Source organism: Curtobacterium sp. PhB130, from assembly GCF_003755165.1.
GTDB lineage: Bacteria > Actinomycetota > Actinomycetes > Actinomycetales > Microbacteriaceae > Curtobacterium.
In genome coordinates, this window is the sequence record NZ_RKII01000008.1 from 119,867 (window position 1) to 138,107 (window position 18,241).

The window sequence follows — 18,241 nt, forward strand, 5'->3', positions numbered from 1 at the left end:
CCGCGCCTCCCGTCCGGTCGTGACGCGACGCCGCTGCCGGATCGCGCCCCCGCAGCGGCATCGCGCCCCGGCATGACGGGGCGCGACGTTCGCACGAGAGCGCAACCGGAACTGCGCGCGCCCGGTCAGGTGACGTCGATGACCGTCAGGCGACGGGTGGGGCGTGTCATCGCGACGTAGACCGCCGCGGCGGCACGGGCCGCGTCGGCACCGACGCCGTCGGGGTCGACGAGCAGGACGCCGTCGAACTCGAGTCCCTTCGCGTCCGCACCCGTGAGGACCGTCACGGAGCCCGGCCGCGGCGATCCGAGCGACCGGACGTCCACGTCGGCTCCCGCCAGTCGCTGTCGGACCGCCTCGACCTGCGCGTCCGGGACGATCACGCCGGTGGTCCCCGCACCGATGTGCTCGCGCTCGCGCACGACGGTCGCCGCGATGGCGTCGAGCACGCCGGCACGTGGCACCCGGAGGCGCACGACGGGGTCGCCGTCGCGGACCGCCTGGTTCGCGGTCACCGTGAGCCCCGCGGCCGCGGCGAACTCGCCGGCTGCCTCGACGATGGAGCGCGGCGTGCGGTAGTTGACGGTGAGTTCCTCGACGCGGTGGTCGAGCGGGACCTGGGGCGCACGGCCACGACGGCGGCGTGCGAGCGCCCCGATGACGTCGTCCCACGTGCGCGCGGCGCCGGGCGACGAGCCCTGCGCCATGTCCCCGACGATCGTGAACGACCGGAGCGGGTTGCGGCGGGCGAGCACGCGCCACTGCATCGGCGAGAGCTCCTGCGCCTCGTCGACGACGATGTGACCGTACGTCCACTCGCGGTCCTCGGCGGCACGCTCGGCCGTCGTGCGCGGGTCCCCGCCCTCGGCGAAGGCCCCGGCGACCTGCTCGGCGGAGACGATGCCCTCGACACCCATGTTCTCGATGGCCTGGCGGGCGTTCTCGATGTCACGGTTCCGGCTGGCCTTCGCCTGCCGCTTCGCCGCGCCGCCCGTCGGGTCGAAGGTGCCGAGGAGCTCGGCGGCCTCGTCGAGGAGCGGGACGTCCTCGACGGTGAAGCCCGCACCGCGCTCACGGGTGAGCAGCGCCCGGCGCTCCGGGGACCAGTTCGGGGTGAGCGACGCCAGCCAGTTCGGGCGGGCGTAGAGGTCCTCGATGAGCTTCTCCGCGGGCAGCGGGAGCCACGCGGTGTTCAGCAGCACGCGGGCGTCGTACGAGGACCGGATGTCCTCGCGGAGGACCTTGATGTCGGCGTCGTCGACCGTCGTGCCACGCTGGCGCAGCTGCTCGGCGAGGAGCTTCGTCATCGCGTCGAGCGCGGACTTGTTGAACGAGACGCGGGCGGCGTTGTGCGGCTTCCCACGGTCCTGCGCACGGTGCATCGCGTCGGCGACGAGCTGCGGCGGGACGACGAGCCGCTCGCCCTCGACGTCGAGCGTGACGGACTCGGTCGGCACGACCTGGCGTGAGCGGACCGCACGGCGCAGCAGGTCGGCCATCTCCGCCGAGCCCTTCACCGCGGCGACGTCCCGGCGGTCGTGCCTCGCGGTGTCGATCCCCGGGTACAGCGATCCGAGGGACGCCATCACGACGCCGGTCTCGCCGAGGGACGGCAGGACCTGCTCGATGTAGGTGAGGAACGCCGGCGACGGACCGACGACGAGCACGCCGGAGCCCCGGAGGCGCTCGCGGTAGGAGTAGAGCAGGTACGCGGCCCGGTGCAGCGCCACGGCGGTCTTGCCGGTGCCGGGACCGCCCTGCACGATGAGCACACCCTCGAGCGGGGAGCGGATGATGCGGTCCTGTTCGCCCTGGATCGTCGCGACGATGTCGGTCATCCGACCGGTGCGCTCCGCGGTGACGGCGGCGAGCAGTGCGCCCTCGCCCTGCAGGTGGGTGCGCTCGTCGTCGTAGAGGGTCGCGTCGAAGACCTCGTCCTCGACACCGACGACGCTGCGGCCCTCGAGCGAGAGGTGGCGACGGGCGCGCATCCCCATCGGGTGCGCCGCGGTCGCCTGGTAGAAGGCGCTCGCACCGGGGACGCGCCAGTCCAGCAGGAGCGGGCGGTGCTCGGCGTCCCGCAGGCCGACGCGGCCGATGTAGCGGAAGGCGTCCTCACCGGCGGGCGGGTCGGCGACCTCGAGCCGGCCGAAGACCAGACGGTCCCCGACACGCTCCAGCGTCTGGATCGTGTCCTCGTACAGCTTCGCGAACGCGTCGCGCTCACTGCGGCTCTGGTGGTTCCCGCCGACCGCCTGACGACGGGTCTCGGCGAGACGCTGCTCGGCCTCGGCGGTCAGTTCGTCGAGTCGGGCGAAGAGCCCGTCGACGTACGCACGCTCACGGTCGATCTCGGTCGGTTCGGACACACGCCACCCTTCGGGACAGGGGTATCCAGTGTAGTCCCCTGTCCCTCCGGGCGATGCCGCTACATCTCTTCGTGCGTGTCCGGGTCGCCGTCCCACAGCCGTCCGCGCTCGAGGCCGGAGATCGCCGCCACCTCTTCCTCGGTCAGCGTGAACCCGAACACGTCGAGGTTCTCGCGCTGCCGGTCCGCGTCGCCGGACTTCGGCACCGGGATCGCACCGAGCTGGGTGTGCCAGCGGAGCACGACCTGCCCCGGGGTGACCCCGTGGGCGGCGGCCGCGGCGGTGATCGGCTGCTCGGTGAGGAGCTCCGAGCGCTTCGCGAGCGGGCTCCAGCTCTCGGTGACGATGCCGAGGTCCTGGTGCACCTGACGGAGCGCACCCTGCGGGAAGTACGGGTGCAGTTCGACCTGGTTCACGGCCGGGGCGACCCCGGTCGCCTCGATGATCCGGTCGAGGTGCGCCGGCGTGAAGTTCGAGACACCGATCGAGCGGACCTTGCCGCTGTCCCGGAGGTCGACGAACGCCTTCCAGGTGTCCACGAACTTGTCCACCGAGGGGTTCGGCCAGTGGATCAGGTAGAGGTCGACGTAGTCGAGGCCGAGGTTCCCCAGGGTCTCGTCGATCGACCGGTGCGCCTCGTCCCAGCCGTGGTGGCGACCCGGGAGCTTCGACGTGACGAAGAGCTCCTCGCGCGGCACGTCCGAGTCGCGCACGGCACGGCCGACCGCGTCCTCGTTGCCGTAGTTGAGCGCGGTGTCGAGCAGCCGGTAGCCGCTCGCGATCGCGGTGCCGATCGCCGCGGCGCCCTCGTCGCCGTCGAGCGAGTAGGTGCCGAGACCGAGGACGGGCATCTGGTGCCCGTCGTTCAGCTCGACGGTCGGAGCGGTCGGGACGCTCGGTTCGCCGGTCGGCATCAGCGCACGCCCAGCAGGTCGATCACGAAGATCAGGGTCTTGCCGGAGAGGAAGTGGCCGCCGCCGGCCGGGCCGTAGGCGAGCTCCGGCGGGACGACGAGCTTGCGGCGCCCGCCGACCTTCATGCCGGGGATGCCCTCCTGCCAGCCGCGGACGAGCGCCGCGAGCGGGAAGTCGATCGGCTCGCCACGGTTCCAGGAGCTGTCGAACTCCTCACCGGTCTCGTACTCGACGCCGGCGTAGTGCACCTTCACGGTCGAACCGGCGCTCGCTTCGTCGCCGGAACCCTCGACGATGTCGGTGATGACGAGGTCGGTGGGCGCGGGGCCCTCGGGAGCGTCGAACTCGGGCTTGCTGTTCAGGTCAGTCATGCCGCAAGTCAACCAGAGACGGCGGACAGGCCCCAGAATGGTTCCACCGTGACACGATCCCCCCAGCAGCAACGCCGCCGTCTCTTCGCCGACCTCACCCCGCTCCGCCGCTCCCCCGCGTTCGCACGGCTCTGGGCCGGCACCGCGATCGCCGGCATCGGCACGCAGATGACCACCGTCGCGGTCGGCCTCGAGGTGTACGAGATCACGCACTCCACCTTCGCCGTGGCCCTCGTCGGCGTGATCGCGCTGCTGCCGATGGTCGTCGCCGGGCTCTACGGCGGGATGCTCGCCGACGCATTCGACCGCCGGACGGTGGCACTGGTGTCGAGCATCGTGGCGTGGGCCGCGGTCGCCCTGATCGCCACGCACTCCTGGCTCGGGCTGCACAGCGTCGCACTGCTCTACGTCCTCGCCACGGTCAACGCCGTGGCCGCGACCGTCAGCAACGCCTCCCGCTCGGCGATCGTCCCCCGCCTGGTCGGCACCGACCTCCTGCCGGCGGCGAGCGCCCTCGGCGGGATCGCGTCCGGCTTCCAGGTCACCGTCGGCCCCGCGATCGCCGGTGTCCTCATCGCGAGCGTCGGGTTCGCCGCGACCTACACGATCGACGTGGTGCTCTTCACGTTCGCGTTCGCCGGGGTGTTCACCCTGCCGCGGATGGCCGCCGACCACGACGCCCTCCGGCCGGGGCTCAGCTCGCTGATCGAGGGTGCCCGGTTCCTCCGGCGCTCGCGGAACATCACGATGACCTTCGTGCTCGACATCATCGCGATGACGTTCGGGCAGCCGCGCGTGCTCTTCCCCGCGATCGGCGCGCTCGTGATCGGCGGCGGGGCGATCACCGTCGGCACGCTCACCGCCGCGTACGCGATCGGGGCGCTCCTCTCGAGCGTGTTCTCCGGACCACTCGGCCACGTCCGTCGCCAGGGCGAGGCCGTCGGCTGGGCGATCACGGCCTACGGCGCCGCGATCGCCGCGTTCGGCGTGGTCGTCGCGCTCGCACACGTGCTCGGCGGTCGCGCCGGAGAGTCGTTCAGCACGGCGATCCTGCCGGCACTGGGCTTCGCTTCGCTGTTCCTGGCGCTCGCGGGCGGCGCCGACAACGTCAGCTCGGTGTTCCGCAACACGATCCTGCAGGCGGCGTCCCCGGACGGGATGCGCGGACGGTTGCAGGGGATCTTCATCGTCGTGGTCACGGGCGGCCCGCGCCTCGGCGACCTCTACGCCGGTCTCGCCGTCGCGGTCGGGTTCGCGTTCCCGCCGATCCTCGGTGGCATCGCGATCATCGGCCTCGTCGCACTGCTCCTGCGGCTCGTCCCCTCCTTCCGCCGCTACGACGCCCTGCACCCGCACGCGAACTGACGGGCGCACCACGCGCCGTGGTCGCGACCACGACCGGACGGGAGGAGCGGTGCCAGCCCGACCCGGGCCTCCCGTCCGGCACCGAACCGGCCCACCGCGCGCCGGGAGACGACAGGTGACCGGTAGATTCATGTGCATGCCGGAACGTGGGACGCGCGACCTCCAGCGGACCGGGGTCCGCGCCGTCGCGCGTCGTACCTACCACTCGGTGATCCGGCACCGCGTCGTGGACGCCGCCGCGTCGCTGACGTTCTTCGCACTACTGACCGTGTTCCCGACCGCGCTGACCGTCGTGTCCGGCCTGTCGATCGTGGACCGGCAGGGCGACAGCCTGTCGGACATCATCGAGATCCTCGGGTTCATCGTCCGCCCGGAGACCGCGGCGCACCTGGAACAGCCGCTCCGCCAGCTGCTGACCCTCGACAACCCGGGCCTCGGGTTCGCGATCGGGATGGTGCTGACCCTCTGGTCGCTCTCCGGCTACGCGACCGCGTTCGGCCGCGCGATGAACACCGCGTACGAGGTCGAGGAGGGACGCCGGATCTGGAAGTTCCGCAGCATGATGCTCCTCGTCACGCTGCTCGTCATGGCGGGCGGTGCGATCGCGATCGTCATCCTGCTCGGCACCCCGACGATCGCCGCGGCCGTGGTCTACCAGCTCGGCTGGGCGAACTGGATCGACGACCTCTGGAACATCGCGAAGTGGCCCGTCCTGGCGGTGGACCTCGTCGTGATGGTCGCGGTGCTGTACTACGCGACGCCGAACGTGAAGGCCCCACAGCTCCGCTGGGTCTCCGCGGGCGCGGGCTTCGCCATCGGCACGTGGGCGGTCGCGACGTTCGGCTTCGCGCTGTACGTGGAGACGATCGGCGGCGGCAACAAGGCATACGGGTGGCTCGGCGGCGCGCTCCTGCTGCTCGTCTACCTCTACATCTCGAACTTCGTGCTCGTCGTCGGCGGTGAGCTCGACTCCGAGGTGATCCGGATGCGGCAGCTCCTCGCCGGGATCGACGCGGACGAGGCGATCCGGCTGCCGCTCCGCGACGTGACCCGCAACTTCACGCTCGCCCGGTGGCGGGACGCCGACGTGGCGGCCGCGCACGCCGTCCGGACGGCGGCGCAGGAGCTCCCGCGGGAGGAACCGCCCACACCGCGCGAGGAGCATCTGCGCGACGTGGCCACGCAGGTGCGCGTCGGCGAGCCGCCGCTCCCCTGAGCGGTCAGCGCTTGCGGTTCGCCTCGGCGTCCAACATCTCCTCGGTGATCACCGGGATCGCGCCCGTCGCGAGCTCGATGCCGGACAGCCGCGCCGGGCTCAGCACGCGCTGCACCTGGTCCTCGTCCATCAGTCCCGCCGCGGTGACGAGCGTCGAGATCGGCGTCGAGGTCGTCAGCGCCGTGTGCGCGATCGAGGCGGCGGCCGCGTAGCCGATGTACGGCGTCAGGGCGGTGACGACGCCGACGTTCGTGTCGACCTGCGCGGCGAGCTTGGCCTCGTTCGCCTCGATGCCGGTGATGCAGTGCTCTCGGAGCGTGGCGCAGCCCCGGGTCATCCACTGCAGCGACTGCATGATCGAGTGCGCGATGATCGGCTCGAAGGCGTTCAGCTGGAGCTGCCCGGCCTCGGCCGCCATCGTGACGGTGGTGTCCGCGCCGGCGACCGCGAACGCGATCTGGTTCACCACCTCCGGGATCACCGGGTTCACCTTGCCCGGCATGATCGACGACCCGGCCTGTCGCGCCGGGAGCGTGATCTCACCGAACCCGGCCTGCGGCCCGGACGCGAGGAGCCGGAGGTCGTTGCAGATCTTCGAGAGCTTCGCGGCGCTGCGCTTCACCGTGCCGGAGAGGGTCATGAACGAGCCGGCGTCGCTCGTCGCCTCGATGAGGTCCGGCGCGGTGACGACGTCGATGCCGCTGGCGTCCTGCAGCTGCCGACGGACCTCGTCGCGGTACAGCGGGTCCGCGGTGATGCCGGTGCCGATCGCCGTCGCGCCGAGGTTCATCTCCGCGAGCAACGGCGTGACGCGGCGGAGCAGCACCGCGTCTTCCTGGATGGTGTGCGAGAAGCCGGTGAACTCCTGCCCGAGGGTCATCGGGACGGCGTCCTGCAGCTGGGTGCGCCCGACCTTCAGCACGTCGGCGAACGCGGCACCGCGCTCGGCGAAGGCCTCGGAGAGCTGCTCGAGCTGGTCGATGAGCCGCCGGACGCCGAAGATCATCGCGAGCTTCACGCTCGTCGGGTACGTGTCGTTCGTGGACTGGCTGCGGTTCACGTGGTCGATCGGGTGCAGGTACGCGTAGTCGCCCTTCTCGCGCCCGAGCAGCTCGAGGGCCCGGTTCGCGAGCACCTCGTTCGTGTTCATGTTCGTGCTGGTGCCGGCGCCGCCCTGGACGACGTCGACCACGAACTGGTCACGGAGGGCACCGTCGCGGACTTCCTGCGCGGCACGGTCGATGGCGTCGGCGCGCTCCTCGTCGAGCACGCCGATGGCCTTGTTCGCACGGGCGGCGGCCTGCTTTACGGTGACGAGGGCCTCGATGAGGTCCGGGTACACCGCGATCGGGACGGACGTGATCGGGAAGTTCTCCAGCGCCCGGAGGGTGTTGATCCCCCAGTAGGCGTCCGCCGGCACCTCCCTCGAGCCCAGGGAATCGGTCTCGGTGCGGGTACCAGCACTCACGTGCGCCTCCTCGTCGTGGTTCACGTGACGAGGCTAGCCCAGTCCGTCTGGCCGGTCCGGGAGCGCGCGGTGCGCGACGCGGGTGGCGCCGGACGGGAGGCACGGGTCAGCACCGACCCGAGCCTCCCGTCCGGTCCGGAACCGGCCCGGCGTCGACGGGACGTCTCAGTGGAACTGCGGGACGATCAGGTAGATGCCGTAGAGGACGACCGCACCGCAGACCGCGAAACACAGGACTGCGAGCGAGCGGAACGCCCGGACCGCGGCGGTCGCGCCCTGCGGGTTCGGGAACCCGACGGTCGCCGGGCCGATCGTGCCGTCGTCCTTCACGGTGAACTTGCCGGCGCGGGTGTCGGCGGCGCTCCAGAAGCGGAGGCCGACCGAGTACACGGCGACGACGAAGCACGAGGAGACCACGGCGACGAGCGCCACGGTGACGAATGCGAGCCAGTCGATGCCCATCAGCGACGGCCTCCCTTGCGTGCGGCCATGCGCCGCAGTGTGCGCTCGCGGCTCAGTTCGGCGCGGCGCGCTGCGACGTTCTCGGCGCGCTTCTTGCGCTGCAGGTCGCGCAGCTCCTTGCGGGTGTACACCGCGTTCGCGGCGACGTCGATCTCGATCGCGGCGGCCTGCTCGTGCGGCTTCCGGAGGGACCAGAGGTAGAGGCCGAGGATCACGACGGCACCGATGACGGCGTCGAGGACCAGGCCGACGATGCCGAAGCGGGCGAGTCCGGACGCGACCGCGCCGACCGCGGCCGAGGCCGGCAGGGTGATGAACCAGGCGATGACGATCTTGCCGGCGGTGGACCACTGGATCTTCGAGCCGCGGCGTCCGAGGCCGGCACCGATGATCGAGCCGGACGACACCTGCGTGGTCGACAGCGCGAAGCCGAGGTGGCTCGACGCCAGGATCGTGGCGGCGGTGGAGGCTTCTGCGGCGAAGCCCTGCGTCGCGCGGATCTCGGTGATGCCCGAGCCGAGCGTGCGGATGATGCGCCAGCCACCGGTGTACGTGCCGAGGGCGATCGCGAGCGCACAGGCGACGACGACCCAGAGCTGCACACCGCTGTTCGAGCTCTGCGCGCCGGACGCGATGAGCGTCAGCGTGATGACGCCCATCGTCTTCTGCGCGTCGTTCGTGCCGTGTGCGAGCGACACCATCGACGAGGTGAAGATCTGGCCGATGCGGAAGCCGCCGCGCTCGTTCGGGAACACCGGGCGCTTCGTGATCCGGTACGCGATGCGCGTCGACAGGAACGACACGAACGCCGCGATGACCGGGGACAGGAACGCCGGGATGATCACGACGGTCATCAGCGCGAGGTAGTTCACCGAGTCGAACCCGGCACCGACGATCGCGGCGCCGATCAGCCCGCCGAACAGCGCGTGCGAGGACGACGACGGCAGCCCGCGCAGCCACGTGATCATGTTCCAGACCACCGCACCGATCAGCCCGGCGAAGATCATCTCGGGGCTGATGGCGACGCCACCCGGCCCCTCGTTGATCAGGCCGTGCGAGATCGACGTCGCGACGGCGGTGCTGAGGAACGCACCGACGAGGTTGAGCACCGCGGCGACCGTGACCGCCACCTTGGGCTTCATGGCCCCGGTTGCGATCGGTGTCGCCATCGCGTTGGCGGTGTCGTGAAAACCGTTTGTGAAGTCGAAGAAGAGGGCCAACGCGATGACCAGGACGACTATGAGTGTGATGTCCACCGCGGGCCAGTGTTCCGCATCCGGGGGCTTCCGAGCAAACCTGATCGAGAACTCGTCCCGGGCTCCCCCTGCAGACTCGTTCAGTTTCGGAAGCATGCCGATGGGAGAATGGGTCCCATGGACACCGTGGAGCTCCTCATCCTGCTGATCGGATCGCTCGCGGTGACCGGGTTCGCGCGGGCCAAGGGCCTCCCGGCACCGCTGCTCGTCACCGCGGTCGCGCTCGCGGCGTCCTTCCTGCCGGGGCTGCCGCACATCGAGATCGACTCGGAGATCATCCTGACGGTGGTCCTCCCGCCGCTGCTCTACTCGGCGGCGCTCGACGTCTCGTGGCAGAGCTTCCAGACCTCCATCAAGCAGATCCGCCGCCTCGGCATCCTGCTCGTGATCGTCACCGCGCTCGCGGTCGGCGCCGCCGCCTACTTCCTCATCCCGGACATGACCTGGCCGGCCGCGATCCTGCTCGGCGCGATCGTCGCCCCGCCGGACGCCGTGTCCGCTGCCGCCATCGGGCGGAAGCTCGGGCTCCCCCGCCGGGTGATGACGGTGCTGTCCGGGGAGAGCCTGATCAACGACGCCGCATCGCTGACGCTGGTCCGGGTGTTCACCCTGATCATCGCCGGTGCCTCGTTGACCATCTGGCAGGACCTCGGGATCTTCGCGCTCGCGATCGGCGTCGGGCTCGTCGTGGGCATCGTGCTCGGCGTCCTCGTGCACTGGATCCGGATGCGGATCAACGACCCCGTGGTCGAGACGATCATGAGCATCCTGCTGCCGTTCGTCGCCTACGTCCTCGCCGAGGACCTCTCCGGCTCCGGCGTGATCGCGGTCGTCACCGCCGGGCTCTACATCGGCTACAACTCGCCGAAGGAGGGCTACGCCACCCGGCTGCAGGAGCGCCCGCTCTGGACGAGCATCGACGTCATCCTCGAGGGGTTCGTCTTCGCGCTCATCGGGCTGCAGCTCAACAGCGTCGTGCAGGACCTGGTCGAGAGCGAGCGCAGTCTCGGGCAGGTCGTCACGGCAGCGGCCGTGGTCCTCGCGGTGGTGATCCTGGTGCGGCCGGCGTTCGTGTTCGAGTCCTACGTGCGCAACCGCTTCAACGGCCGATGGCTCAGACCGCTCCGGATCAAGCTCTCCCGCGGGCATCGGTCACTGCGGTGGATGCGTGGTTCGGCGGAACCCAAGCTGAACTGGCGCGAGCTCACCGTCATCTCGTGGACGGGGATGCGCGGCGTGGTGACGCTCGCGGCCGCGGTGTCGGTCGTCGCGAGCCCGACGAAGATCCCGGCGCAGGACACCATCTTCGTGATCGCGTTCTTCGTCACGGTCGGCACGCTGCTGCTGCAGGGCCTCACGCTGCCGTTCGTCATCCGCGCCCTCAAGGTGCAGGACCCGGCCGAGGGCGAAGAGGACATCCGGAGCGAGATGCGTCTCAACCAGCGCACCACCGAAGCGGCGATCGAGCTGCTCGACAAGCGCCGCCCGGACTGGGCGCAGCAGTTCGGGCAAGAGGCGGTCGACACCGTCGTCAACCGCTTGAAGCTCCGGCTCGAGCGCCAGGCCGAGACCTTCCGGCGCGACGCCGAGGAAGAGGAGTCCGAGGAACGGAACGCCCCCGTGCGGCTCCGCGGCTCGCAGATCCAGGACATCCGGCGCGAGCTGCTCGACCGGCGGCGCGAGATCGTCCTCGAGGAGCGTGAGCGCGGCAACCTCGACGAAGAGGTGATGCGCCGCGTGCTCGTGACGCTCGACGCGGAGGAGCTCGCGATGGACTCCGCGCAGGCCTCCCGCAGCCGCTCGTAGCGGGCTCCGGGCAGCGCCGATCAGCGCCTGCCCGGGCGTGCGCTCCCCCGGACCGCGGTCAGTCGTGCGGCGTATCCTCGACTGACCCGACACGAGAACCAGGAGCACAGCGCCGAGTGAGCACGCCGCGGAACGACGTCCCGAAGCACACCGACACCCCGGAACGTCCCGGGTCGTCGGCACCGAAGTCCGCGCCGAAGCAGCGCAGCACCAGGCCGTCGGCCCGCGGGACGAAGCCCCGTCGCGGCGCGAAGGTCGCTGGCTCGAGCCGTCCGACGCCCCGCCGGCAGGCCCCGGTCCCCGCACCGCAGAAGATCAGCGCGTACCGCCGCTGGTACGGCACCCTGCACCCGTCGCTGCAGCTCATCGGGCTGCAGCTCTGGATGCCGCTCTTCTTCATCGTCGGCTTCTGCCTCTGCTACGTCTTCGCGTTCCACGCCCCGCACCCGCACGACGTCCCGATCGCCCTGGTCGGCAGCGACCCGACGTTCATCGCCGCGGTGCAGAAGGCCCTCCCCGGGGAGTTCGTGTTCCACACGTACGACTCGCTGATCGCGGCCAAGCGTGACGTGCTCGCCGGGTCGATGGCGGTCGCGTACGACCCGTCGACGAACGAGTTCTTCAAGGCGAGCGCGCACCAGTTCCAGGTCGCGAGCCTGGTCCCGGCGACCCTGTCCGCGGTGCTCACCGGCATCGGCGTCGCGACGCCGAAGGTCACCGAGCTCGCGGCACTGCCCTCGTACGACGAGTACGGCACCGTGGCGATGTACGTGATGCTCGCCTGGTGCATCGGCGGCTACATGGTCGCGATGTTCATCGGCATCATGGGCGGCCCGCTCCGGCACCGCACCCGCATGACGGTGATCGTCGTCGGCGGCCTGGTCATCTCCCTCATCACGAACACCCTCGCCGGCCCGGTCGTCGGTGCGATCCACGGGCACTGGATCGAACTGGTCCTCATCGCGTGGGGCTGGATCGTCGCGATCGGCCTCGCCGTGAACGGCCTGAGCTACTTCGTCGGCCGGTTCATCGCCGCGCCCGCGATGATCTGCTTCGTCTTCCTGTCGATGCCGTCCTCCGGCGGCGCGTACCCGAAGTGGTTCATGCCGGAGCCCTTCGCCTGGCTCAACAACGTCGTCGTCGGGTCGAGCATGGTCGACATGATCAAGCACCAGATCTACGGCGTCGGCCCCGGCCCTGCCCGTGGGCTGATCACGATGGCCTGCTACGCCGGCGCCGGCCTGGTGCTGATGTACTTCGGCAAGATGTGGTGGGAGCGCCGCCGCATCCGCGCGATCGTCACCGGGCGCACCACGATGTTCCAGGACGCCCAGACGGCGAACCGCGAGTTCCTCGGCAGCCAGCGCGACGCCGAGCTCGAGCGGCACGGGCTCTCGTCGACCGAGACGGGGACGCTGCAGGTCCTGCGCGAGTCCGACTGGGAGGACGAACGCGCCGGCGGGGACGTCTTCACGGGCGGTCGCGACGGCCTCGAGAACGAGCCGCTGACGACCGGCCGGATCCCGGTGATCCGCCAGCAGCCGCCGCAGCGCTCCACCGAGCAGCGTTCCACGGAGAAGCCGCACAGTCGGCACGCCGCACGCTGAGCGGTATCCTGGGCCGATCATGACCCGTTCCGCCTGGCACCGCCTGCTCATCACCCTCGTCGTCGTCCTGCTGGCGCTGACCGTGGTGCTCTACGTCGCGAGCGTCGTGCTCGCACCGGCGGACGGCCGCAACACCGCCGGGCTCTTCGTCGGCTGGGCGATGTTCGCGATGGTCGGCGCGATCGTGTTCGGGATCATCGACTTCTTCGTGCGCCCGCTCGGTGGGCGAAGCGGCGACGCCGACGTGATGGCCGCCGCCGAACAGGCGCGAACGGGCAGCACGCGCACCCAGCAGCCCCGCTAGAGCCGGCGCGCGGGCTCGCGCGCGCCCGCTCGCGGGCTCGCGCCCGACGAGACGCCGCTCGGTGCGCGAGACGCCGCCGCTTCCGGCGGCGTCTCGCGCGTCGAGCGGCGTCTCGGGGACTCAGCGGCGTCTCGCGCCGCACCACGGGACGGACGGGAGGCCCGGTGCCAGCTGGCACCGGGCCTCCCGTCCGTTCCTTCCCATGACGACCGCGCTGGGAAGGTGATTCGCGCGCGGGAGGTGGAAACTTCCGACCCACTACGCGCGAAACGACTCCCTACGCGCGTTTCGACAGGCGCAGGCGCGCCGGGCGGGCGCGCGAACGCGGCGCGCTAGCGCGACAGCGCGGCCGCGACGTCGGCGACGTGCGGTTCGCGGAGCACCGAGCTGTGCTCGGAGTGCACACGGACCTCGTCGACGGCGCCGGTCAGGAACGGCGCCCACCGTGCCGCGCCGGTCTCGTTGCCGTCCGCGATCACGAGCGTGACGTCCCCGGCGTAGACCGTCGGGCGGTGCCGGCGGGACACGACGAGCGCGTGGTCGAAGAACGCCCGGAACTGGCGCTGCCCCTTCCAGCTGAAGACCCCCGCTCCGTAGGCACGTGCGTGACGTCCGAGCTGGGCAACGGGCGTGACGGCCCGCTTCCGGAACGCCGCGGTCCGGTCGGCGAGCGCCTTCCCGATGCCGGGGAAGGCACGCCGCGTCGACTGGCCGAGGTCCAGCTCGCCGAACTCGACGCGGTCCGCCTGCTCCGCGGACTGCTCCGGCAGGTAGGTGTCCAGGAGCACCACGCGGCGCACCTCCTGCCCGGCCGCGGTGAGGATCGCGGCCATCTCGATCGCGACGAGACCACCGAAGGAGTGCCCGATCAGGGTGTACGGGCCGCGGGGCTGCACGACGCGCATGAGCTCGACGTAGCGGCGGGCCATCGCGTCGATGCTCCAGTCCGGGACGGACCGGCGCTCGAGGCCGTGCTGCTGGAACGCGTACACGGCACGGCCGCCGAGCCGACGGGTCAGCGGGACGTAGGTCAGGCCGAGCGCGCCGGCGCCGGCGACGCAGAACAGCGCCTCCTCGGTGCTGTCCGCGCCGTCCGAGAGCGTCACGATGTCGGGGTGACTCGGGACGGCGGCGGCGCCACGACGCGTGCGGGCGGCGAAGGTGCGGACCGTCGGGTCCTCCAGGAGCGCGGAGGACGGCAGGTCCGCCCCGAGGCGGTCCTGCACGGCGGCGAGCATCTCCTCCGCGGAGAGCGAGTCGCCGCCGAGTGCCGCGAAGTCGTTGTCGAGCCCGACGGCGGGGAGCCCGAGCGGGCCGACTGCGGGGAGCCCGAGCACCTCGGACCAGATCTGTGCGACGGCGAGCTCCCACTGGTCGTAGGTGTCCTCGTCGATCCCGGCACCGCCGTCGGCGCCGATGGTCATCGCGAGCGACGGCGCCTCCGGGAGCTTCGCCCGGTCGACCTTGCCACGCTCGTTGCGGGGCAGCACGGTCATCGGCACGATCGCGGTCGGGACCATGTAGTCCGGCAGCAGGTCGCGCAGTGCCTTGCGGATCGCTGCGGGCGACGGGGCACGGCGCCCCGGCCGGGTGACGAAGTACGCGACGAGGCGTGTCGGCGCCGGCGGTGCCTTCACCGCGATGACCGCGGCTTCCTGCACCGCGTCGACGGTGCGGAGCGCGGCTTCCACCTCGCTCGGCTCGACCAGGTACCCGCGCACCTTCACGGCGTCGTCGGCCCGGCCGAGGAGCGTGAGCCGTCCGTCCTCGTCGAAGCGGCCGAGGTCGCCCACCGACCACGTGGGAGTGCCGTCCTCGGTGACCCCGGCGCGCGCCGCGGTGACCTCGGGCGCACCCCAGTAGCCGGTCGTCAGGGCGTCGGAGACACAGACGATCTCGCCGGTCTCGCCGACGTCGGCGACGGTGCCGTCGGGTCGGCGGAGCACGACGCGCTTGCCGGCCACGATGCGGCCGGACGGGATGTTCCGCTCCGGGATCGGGTCGCCGGCGGCGATCTCGTTGACGGCGTAGACGTTCGTCTCGCTCGAACCGGTCCAGTTGAAGAACGACGCGGTCGACCCGAGGAGCGGTCGGAGGGCGGCGATGTCCGCGCCGGTGATGGCCTCGCCGACGGTCGCGACCATCCGCAGGCCGTGCAGGCGGGTGTCGGCGGGGTCGAGTGCTGCCACCACCGACCGCACCAGGTGCGGCGTGGTGTGCAGCGTCGTCAGCCGGGCGTTCTCGATCCAGGCGAGCAGACGGTCGATCCCGGTCCGTCGGGGGTCGACGACGTGCACGGACGCTCCGGTGAGGAGCGTGGAGAGGACGAGCATGAACCCCGCCGCGAACCCGTGCGGGAGCACCGAGGCGATCCGGTCCTCCGGCACGAGGCGGAAGAGCTCACGTTCCGCCACCGTGTCGACGAGCGCCTGTCGGTGCGTCGTCACGACCCCCTTCGGGGCACCGGTGGAGCCGGAGGTGAAGATGATGTCGAGTGCGTCACGCCCGCCGCGTTCCGCAGCGCCGGGCACCGCGGGGATCGCCGCGTCGGTCGCCGCGACGGCGCGGGCCTCGGTGAGCAGGGCGCCGAACGGGAGGACCGTCCCCGGCTCCGTCACCAGGGCCTCGGCCTGCGCGGTGTGCGTCTCGTCCGCGATCACGTCGACGATGCCGGCCAGCGTCATCACGTGGTGGAGCCGCGCCTCCGGCAGGAACGGGTCGAGGGCGACGATGATCCGCCCGGCGTGCACGAGCCCGAGCAGTGCGACCACGGACCCCACCCCGTGCGAGACCATCACGCCGACCGGGACGGAGGCGCCGTGCTGTTCGGCTCCCACCCCGCGGCCGCTGTGGTCGTCCGGAGTCAGCCGGTCGTGCAGGAGCGCCCCCAGCGCCCGTGTCACGCGGTCGAACTCCCGGTGCGTCATCTCGGTGTGCTCGTCGGCGACGGCGAGTGCGTCCGGCGTGCGCGAAGCGACTGCGGCGAGCCCGGCGAGCAGCGACGACGGCGGGACCGGTGCCCCGGCGTGGTCCGAGCGCGCGGCCGTGTACGGCGTCGTGGGCGGCGTCGCGACGACGGGAATGGATTCGGTCGAGCTGAGCACGTGGTCCCCTTACCATGCTGGACTTTGATCTGCACCAGACGGTAACTCGGGTCCTCTGCGGGTCGGCGCGCAGGCAGGGGCACCTGCGGGAACCCGCGCGACTCCTGCGACAAGCCGCAGGTGCCCCGTGCGGTGCCGCTACGGTGCGTCGACCCCGACCCCGGTGAAGCCGGCGACGGTCGCGTCGTCCTCGGCGAACGTGAAGCGCGCGTCCACCGTGCCGCCGTCCAGCACGGCCGGCAGCCAGTACTTCGCGTCGTCCCACATCGCCGCGTAGGGCACCGCGTCGACGGGGATCCACCGCGGCTCGAGCTCGTCGCTCGCCGTCGGGGTGCCGGACCAGTGCCGGCAGACGAACACGTCCGAGACCTGGGACCAGGACGGCCGGTACGGGAACCGGTAGTCCAACGTGCCACGAGCCTCCAGATCGGCCGGGTCGAGCCGCAGGCCGACCTCTTCAGCCACCTCGCGCACGGCGGTCTCGACCGCCGCCTCCCCCGGCTCACGCTTGCCGCCGGGCCCCACCAGCCGACCGGTCCCGAGCCCGCGGCGCTTCTCGCCGAGCAGGACCTCAGGGCCCTCGGCGCCGTCCCGCAGCAGGTACACGACGACCACGCGGGGGTGCTGGTTCTTCGTCTCGTCGCGCTCGCTCACGTGTCCAGTGTGGCCGATCATCTGGCGTACGCTCGTTCCATGGCAGGCGTGCTGCGGGGGCACCATGGCTGAGCACCGGCGATTCGGGCGCAGCCTCGAAGTGCTGCGCGCGGAGGCCGCCGAGGAGATCTCGATGATCGTCGAGCACCGCTCCCGGCAGGGCGACGACCCGTGGGACTTCATGCCGATGCTGCCGACCGTCGACGAGCAGGTCGTGCTCATCCTCCGCGCCGAGGCACTCGAACTCGACGCGGCGATCGGCCAGCGCAGCGCGCAGTGGTCGATGCACCCCGCGTCCGGACACGGCACCCAGCTCGGCGAGGAGTACCACCGCCTGCGCCGCATCGCGCTCCAGCACCCGGAGCTCACCGAGGCGGTCTGGAAACTGATGGGCGCCCTGCCGAAGCAGCAGTGACGTGGGGTTGGATGGGTGCATGACCGAAACCGTGCTCGCCGTCCTCAACCAGCCCTCCCGTGACGCCGCGCCGCACGACCCGTCCGCCGACGCGTTCACCTTCGCCGCCCCGCTCGAGGAACACGTGCAGGTGCAGGACCTCGGGATCATCCGCGGCGACGGGGTCTTCGAGACGATCACGGTCGTCGACGGCCGGCCGCAGGCACTCGAGGCGCACCTCGACCGGTTCGTCCGCTCCGCACGCATGCTCGACCTGCCGCTGCCCGACCTCGACGCCTGGCGCCGCGCGATCGAAGCCGTCTGCGCCGAACTGGACCCCGTGCACGAGGCGTTCGCGAAGACCGTGCTGACCCGCGGCGTCGAGGGTTCGGACCGGCCGACGGGCTGGGTGTACGCGGCCGCGTCCGGGGACTCCACCGCGGCACGGACCCGCGGGATCTCCGTCGTCACGCTCGACCGCGGGTACCGGCACGACGTCGAGCGGACCTCCCCGTGGCTGCTGCAGGGCGCGAAGACGCTGTCCTACGCGGTGAACATGGCCGCCCTCCGCGAAGCGGTCCGTCGCGGGGCGGAGGACGCCCTGTTCGTCTCGACCGACGGCTACGTGCTCGAAGGGACCCGGGCGAACCTGATCCTGTCGGTCGGTGGCCGGCTCGTGACGCCGCGGACCGACATCGGGATCCTCGCCGGGACGACCCAGGCGGACGTGTTCCGCTTCGCCGAGACCGAGGGCATCGAGACCGCCTACGAGCTCGTCACGCTCGACGACCTCCGGGCCGCTGACGCCCTGTGGCTGGTGTCGAGCGTGCGGCAGGCGGCGCCGATCCGGCTCGTGAACGGGGACGAGCGGGCGATGGACCTGCCGCTCACGGAGCGGATCAACGAGTTCCTGCTGTCGCGCGAGTCCTGACGGGGCGCGGGGTGCGGGTG

At 71.5% G+C, this 18,241-nt stretch carries 15 protein-coding genes; 7 read left to right on the forward strand and 8 right to left on the reverse strand.

Annotated elements, in window-relative coordinates; all coding sequences use genetic code 11:
• Positions 1-125: 125 nt before the first annotated feature.
• From EDF24_RS10615 to EDF24_RS10625, 3 genes are read right to left on the reverse strand one after another with little or no spacing between them, the layout of a single operon-like run.
• Positions 126-2,369 carry an ATP-binding domain-containing protein gene (locus EDF24_RS10615; RefSeq protein WP_123702796.1) on the reverse strand — a complete coding sequence of 748 codons (2,244 nt, stop codon included), beginning with the start codon at positions 2,367-2,369 and terminating at the stop codon, positions 126-128.
• Between the two features lie 59 nt (positions 2,370-2,428).
• Positions 2,429-3,283, reverse strand: coding sequence for an aldo/keto reductase (locus tag EDF24_RS10620; RefSeq protein WP_123702798.1), 855 nt, complete (start codon positions 3,281-3,283; stop codon positions 2,429-2,431).
• Entirely contained in the window at positions 3,283-3,654 is a 372-nt protein-coding gene (locus EDF24_RS10625) for an FKBP-type peptidyl-prolyl cis-trans isomerase (RefSeq protein WP_123653915.1), read from the reverse strand. The genes EDF24_RS10620 and EDF24_RS10625 overlap by 1 nt, the downstream gene beginning before the upstream one ends.
• 48 nt (positions 3,655-3,702) lie before the next feature.
• Here EDF24_RS10625 and EDF24_RS10630 point away from each other — a divergent pair, with 48 nt between their 5' ends.
• Both EDF24_RS10630 and EDF24_RS10635 read left to right on the forward strand, forming a co-directional pair.
• Positions 3,703-5,019 carry an MFS transporter gene (locus EDF24_RS10630; protein WP_123702800.1) on the forward strand — a complete coding sequence of 439 codons (1,317 nt, stop codon included), beginning with the start codon at positions 3,703-3,705 and terminating at the stop codon, positions 5,017-5,019.
• 136 nt (positions 5,020-5,155) lie between these two features.
• Positions 5,156-6,235 carry a YihY/virulence factor BrkB family protein gene (locus EDF24_RS10635; protein ID WP_185021638.1) on the forward strand — a complete coding sequence of 360 codons (1,080 nt, stop codon included), beginning with the start codon at positions 5,156-5,158 and terminating at the stop codon, positions 6,233-6,235.
• A 4-nt stretch (positions 6,236-6,239) separates the two neighbouring features.
• Here EDF24_RS10635 and EDF24_RS10640 read toward each other — a convergent pair whose 3' ends face one another.
• The 3 genes from EDF24_RS10640 to EDF24_RS10650 form a co-directional block, all read right to left on the reverse strand.
• Positions 6,240-7,727 (reverse strand): aspartate ammonia-lyase, encoded by a 1,488-nt coding sequence (locus EDF24_RS10640; RefSeq protein ID WP_123653918.1) that lies wholly within the window; start codon positions 7,725-7,727, stop codon positions 6,240-6,242.
• Positions 7,728-7,868: 141 nt separating this feature from the next.
• On the reverse strand, positions 7,869-8,165 hold the full coding sequence (locus tag EDF24_RS10645) for a hypothetical protein (RefSeq protein WP_123653919.1): 297 nt from the start codon (positions 8,163-8,165) through the stop codon (positions 7,869-7,871).
• Complete coding sequence (locus EDF24_RS10650; protein ID WP_123653920.1) at positions 8,165-9,421, reverse strand: inorganic phosphate transporter; 1,257 nt, start codon at positions 9,419-9,421, stop codon at positions 8,165-8,167. The genes EDF24_RS10645 and EDF24_RS10650 overlap by 1 nt, the downstream gene beginning before the upstream one ends.
• Before the next feature lie 117 nt (positions 9,422-9,538).
• On the opposite strand from EDF24_RS10650, the gene EDF24_RS10655 reads away from it, so the two are divergent.
• The 3 genes from EDF24_RS10655 (at position 9,539) to EDF24_RS10665 (ending at position 13,138) form a co-directional block, all read left to right on the forward strand.
• Positions 9,539-11,227 carry a sodium:proton antiporter gene (locus EDF24_RS10655; RefSeq protein ID WP_123653921.1) on the forward strand — a complete coding sequence of 563 codons (1,689 nt, stop codon included), beginning with the start codon at positions 9,539-9,541 and terminating at the stop codon, positions 11,225-11,227.
• A 116-nt stretch (positions 11,228-11,343) separates the two neighbouring features.
• Complete coding sequence (locus EDF24_RS10660; RefSeq protein WP_123653922.1) at positions 11,344-12,834, forward strand: ABC transporter permease; 1,491 nt, start codon at positions 11,344-11,346, stop codon at positions 12,832-12,834.
• Between the two features lie 19 nt (positions 12,835-12,853).
• A complete protein-coding gene (locus EDF24_RS10665; RefSeq protein ID WP_123702804.1) occupies positions 12,854-13,138 on the forward strand; it encodes a hypothetical protein in 285 nt (94 codons plus the stop codon).
• A 332-nt stretch (positions 13,139-13,470) separates the two neighbouring features.
• Here EDF24_RS10665 and EDF24_RS10670 read toward each other — a convergent pair whose 3' ends face one another.
• Together EDF24_RS10670 and EDF24_RS10675 are read right to left on the reverse strand one after the other, a co-directional pair.
• A complete protein-coding gene (locus EDF24_RS10670; protein WP_123702806.1) occupies positions 13,471-16,242 on the reverse strand; it encodes a non-ribosomal peptide synthetase in 2,772 nt (923 codons plus the stop codon).
• Between the two features lie 138 nt (positions 16,243-16,380).
• The gene (locus EDF24_RS10675) at positions 16,381-16,896 is read right to left on the reverse strand and encodes an 8-oxo-dGTP diphosphatase (protein ID WP_165931564.1); all 516 of its coding nucleotides are present in this window, start codon (positions 16,894-16,896) and stop codon (positions 16,381-16,383) included.
• A gap of 64 nt (positions 16,897-16,960) precedes the next feature.
• Between EDF24_RS10675 and EDF24_RS10680 the strand changes: the two genes are divergently transcribed.
• Together EDF24_RS10680 and EDF24_RS10685 are read left to right on the forward strand one after the other, a co-directional pair.
• Positions 16,961-17,311: a tryptophan synthase subunit alpha gene (locus tag EDF24_RS10680; RefSeq protein ID WP_123653926.1), complete on the forward strand. Its 351-nt coding sequence runs from the start codon at positions 16,961-16,963 to the stop codon at positions 17,309-17,311.
• Between the two features lie 19 nt (positions 17,312-17,330).
• Positions 17,331-18,221, forward strand: a complete 891-nt coding sequence (locus EDF24_RS10685; protein WP_123653927.1) for an aminodeoxychorismate lyase — start codon at positions 17,331-17,333, stop codon at positions 18,219-18,221.
• The last annotated feature ends 20 nt before the right edge of the window (positions 18,222-18,241 follow it).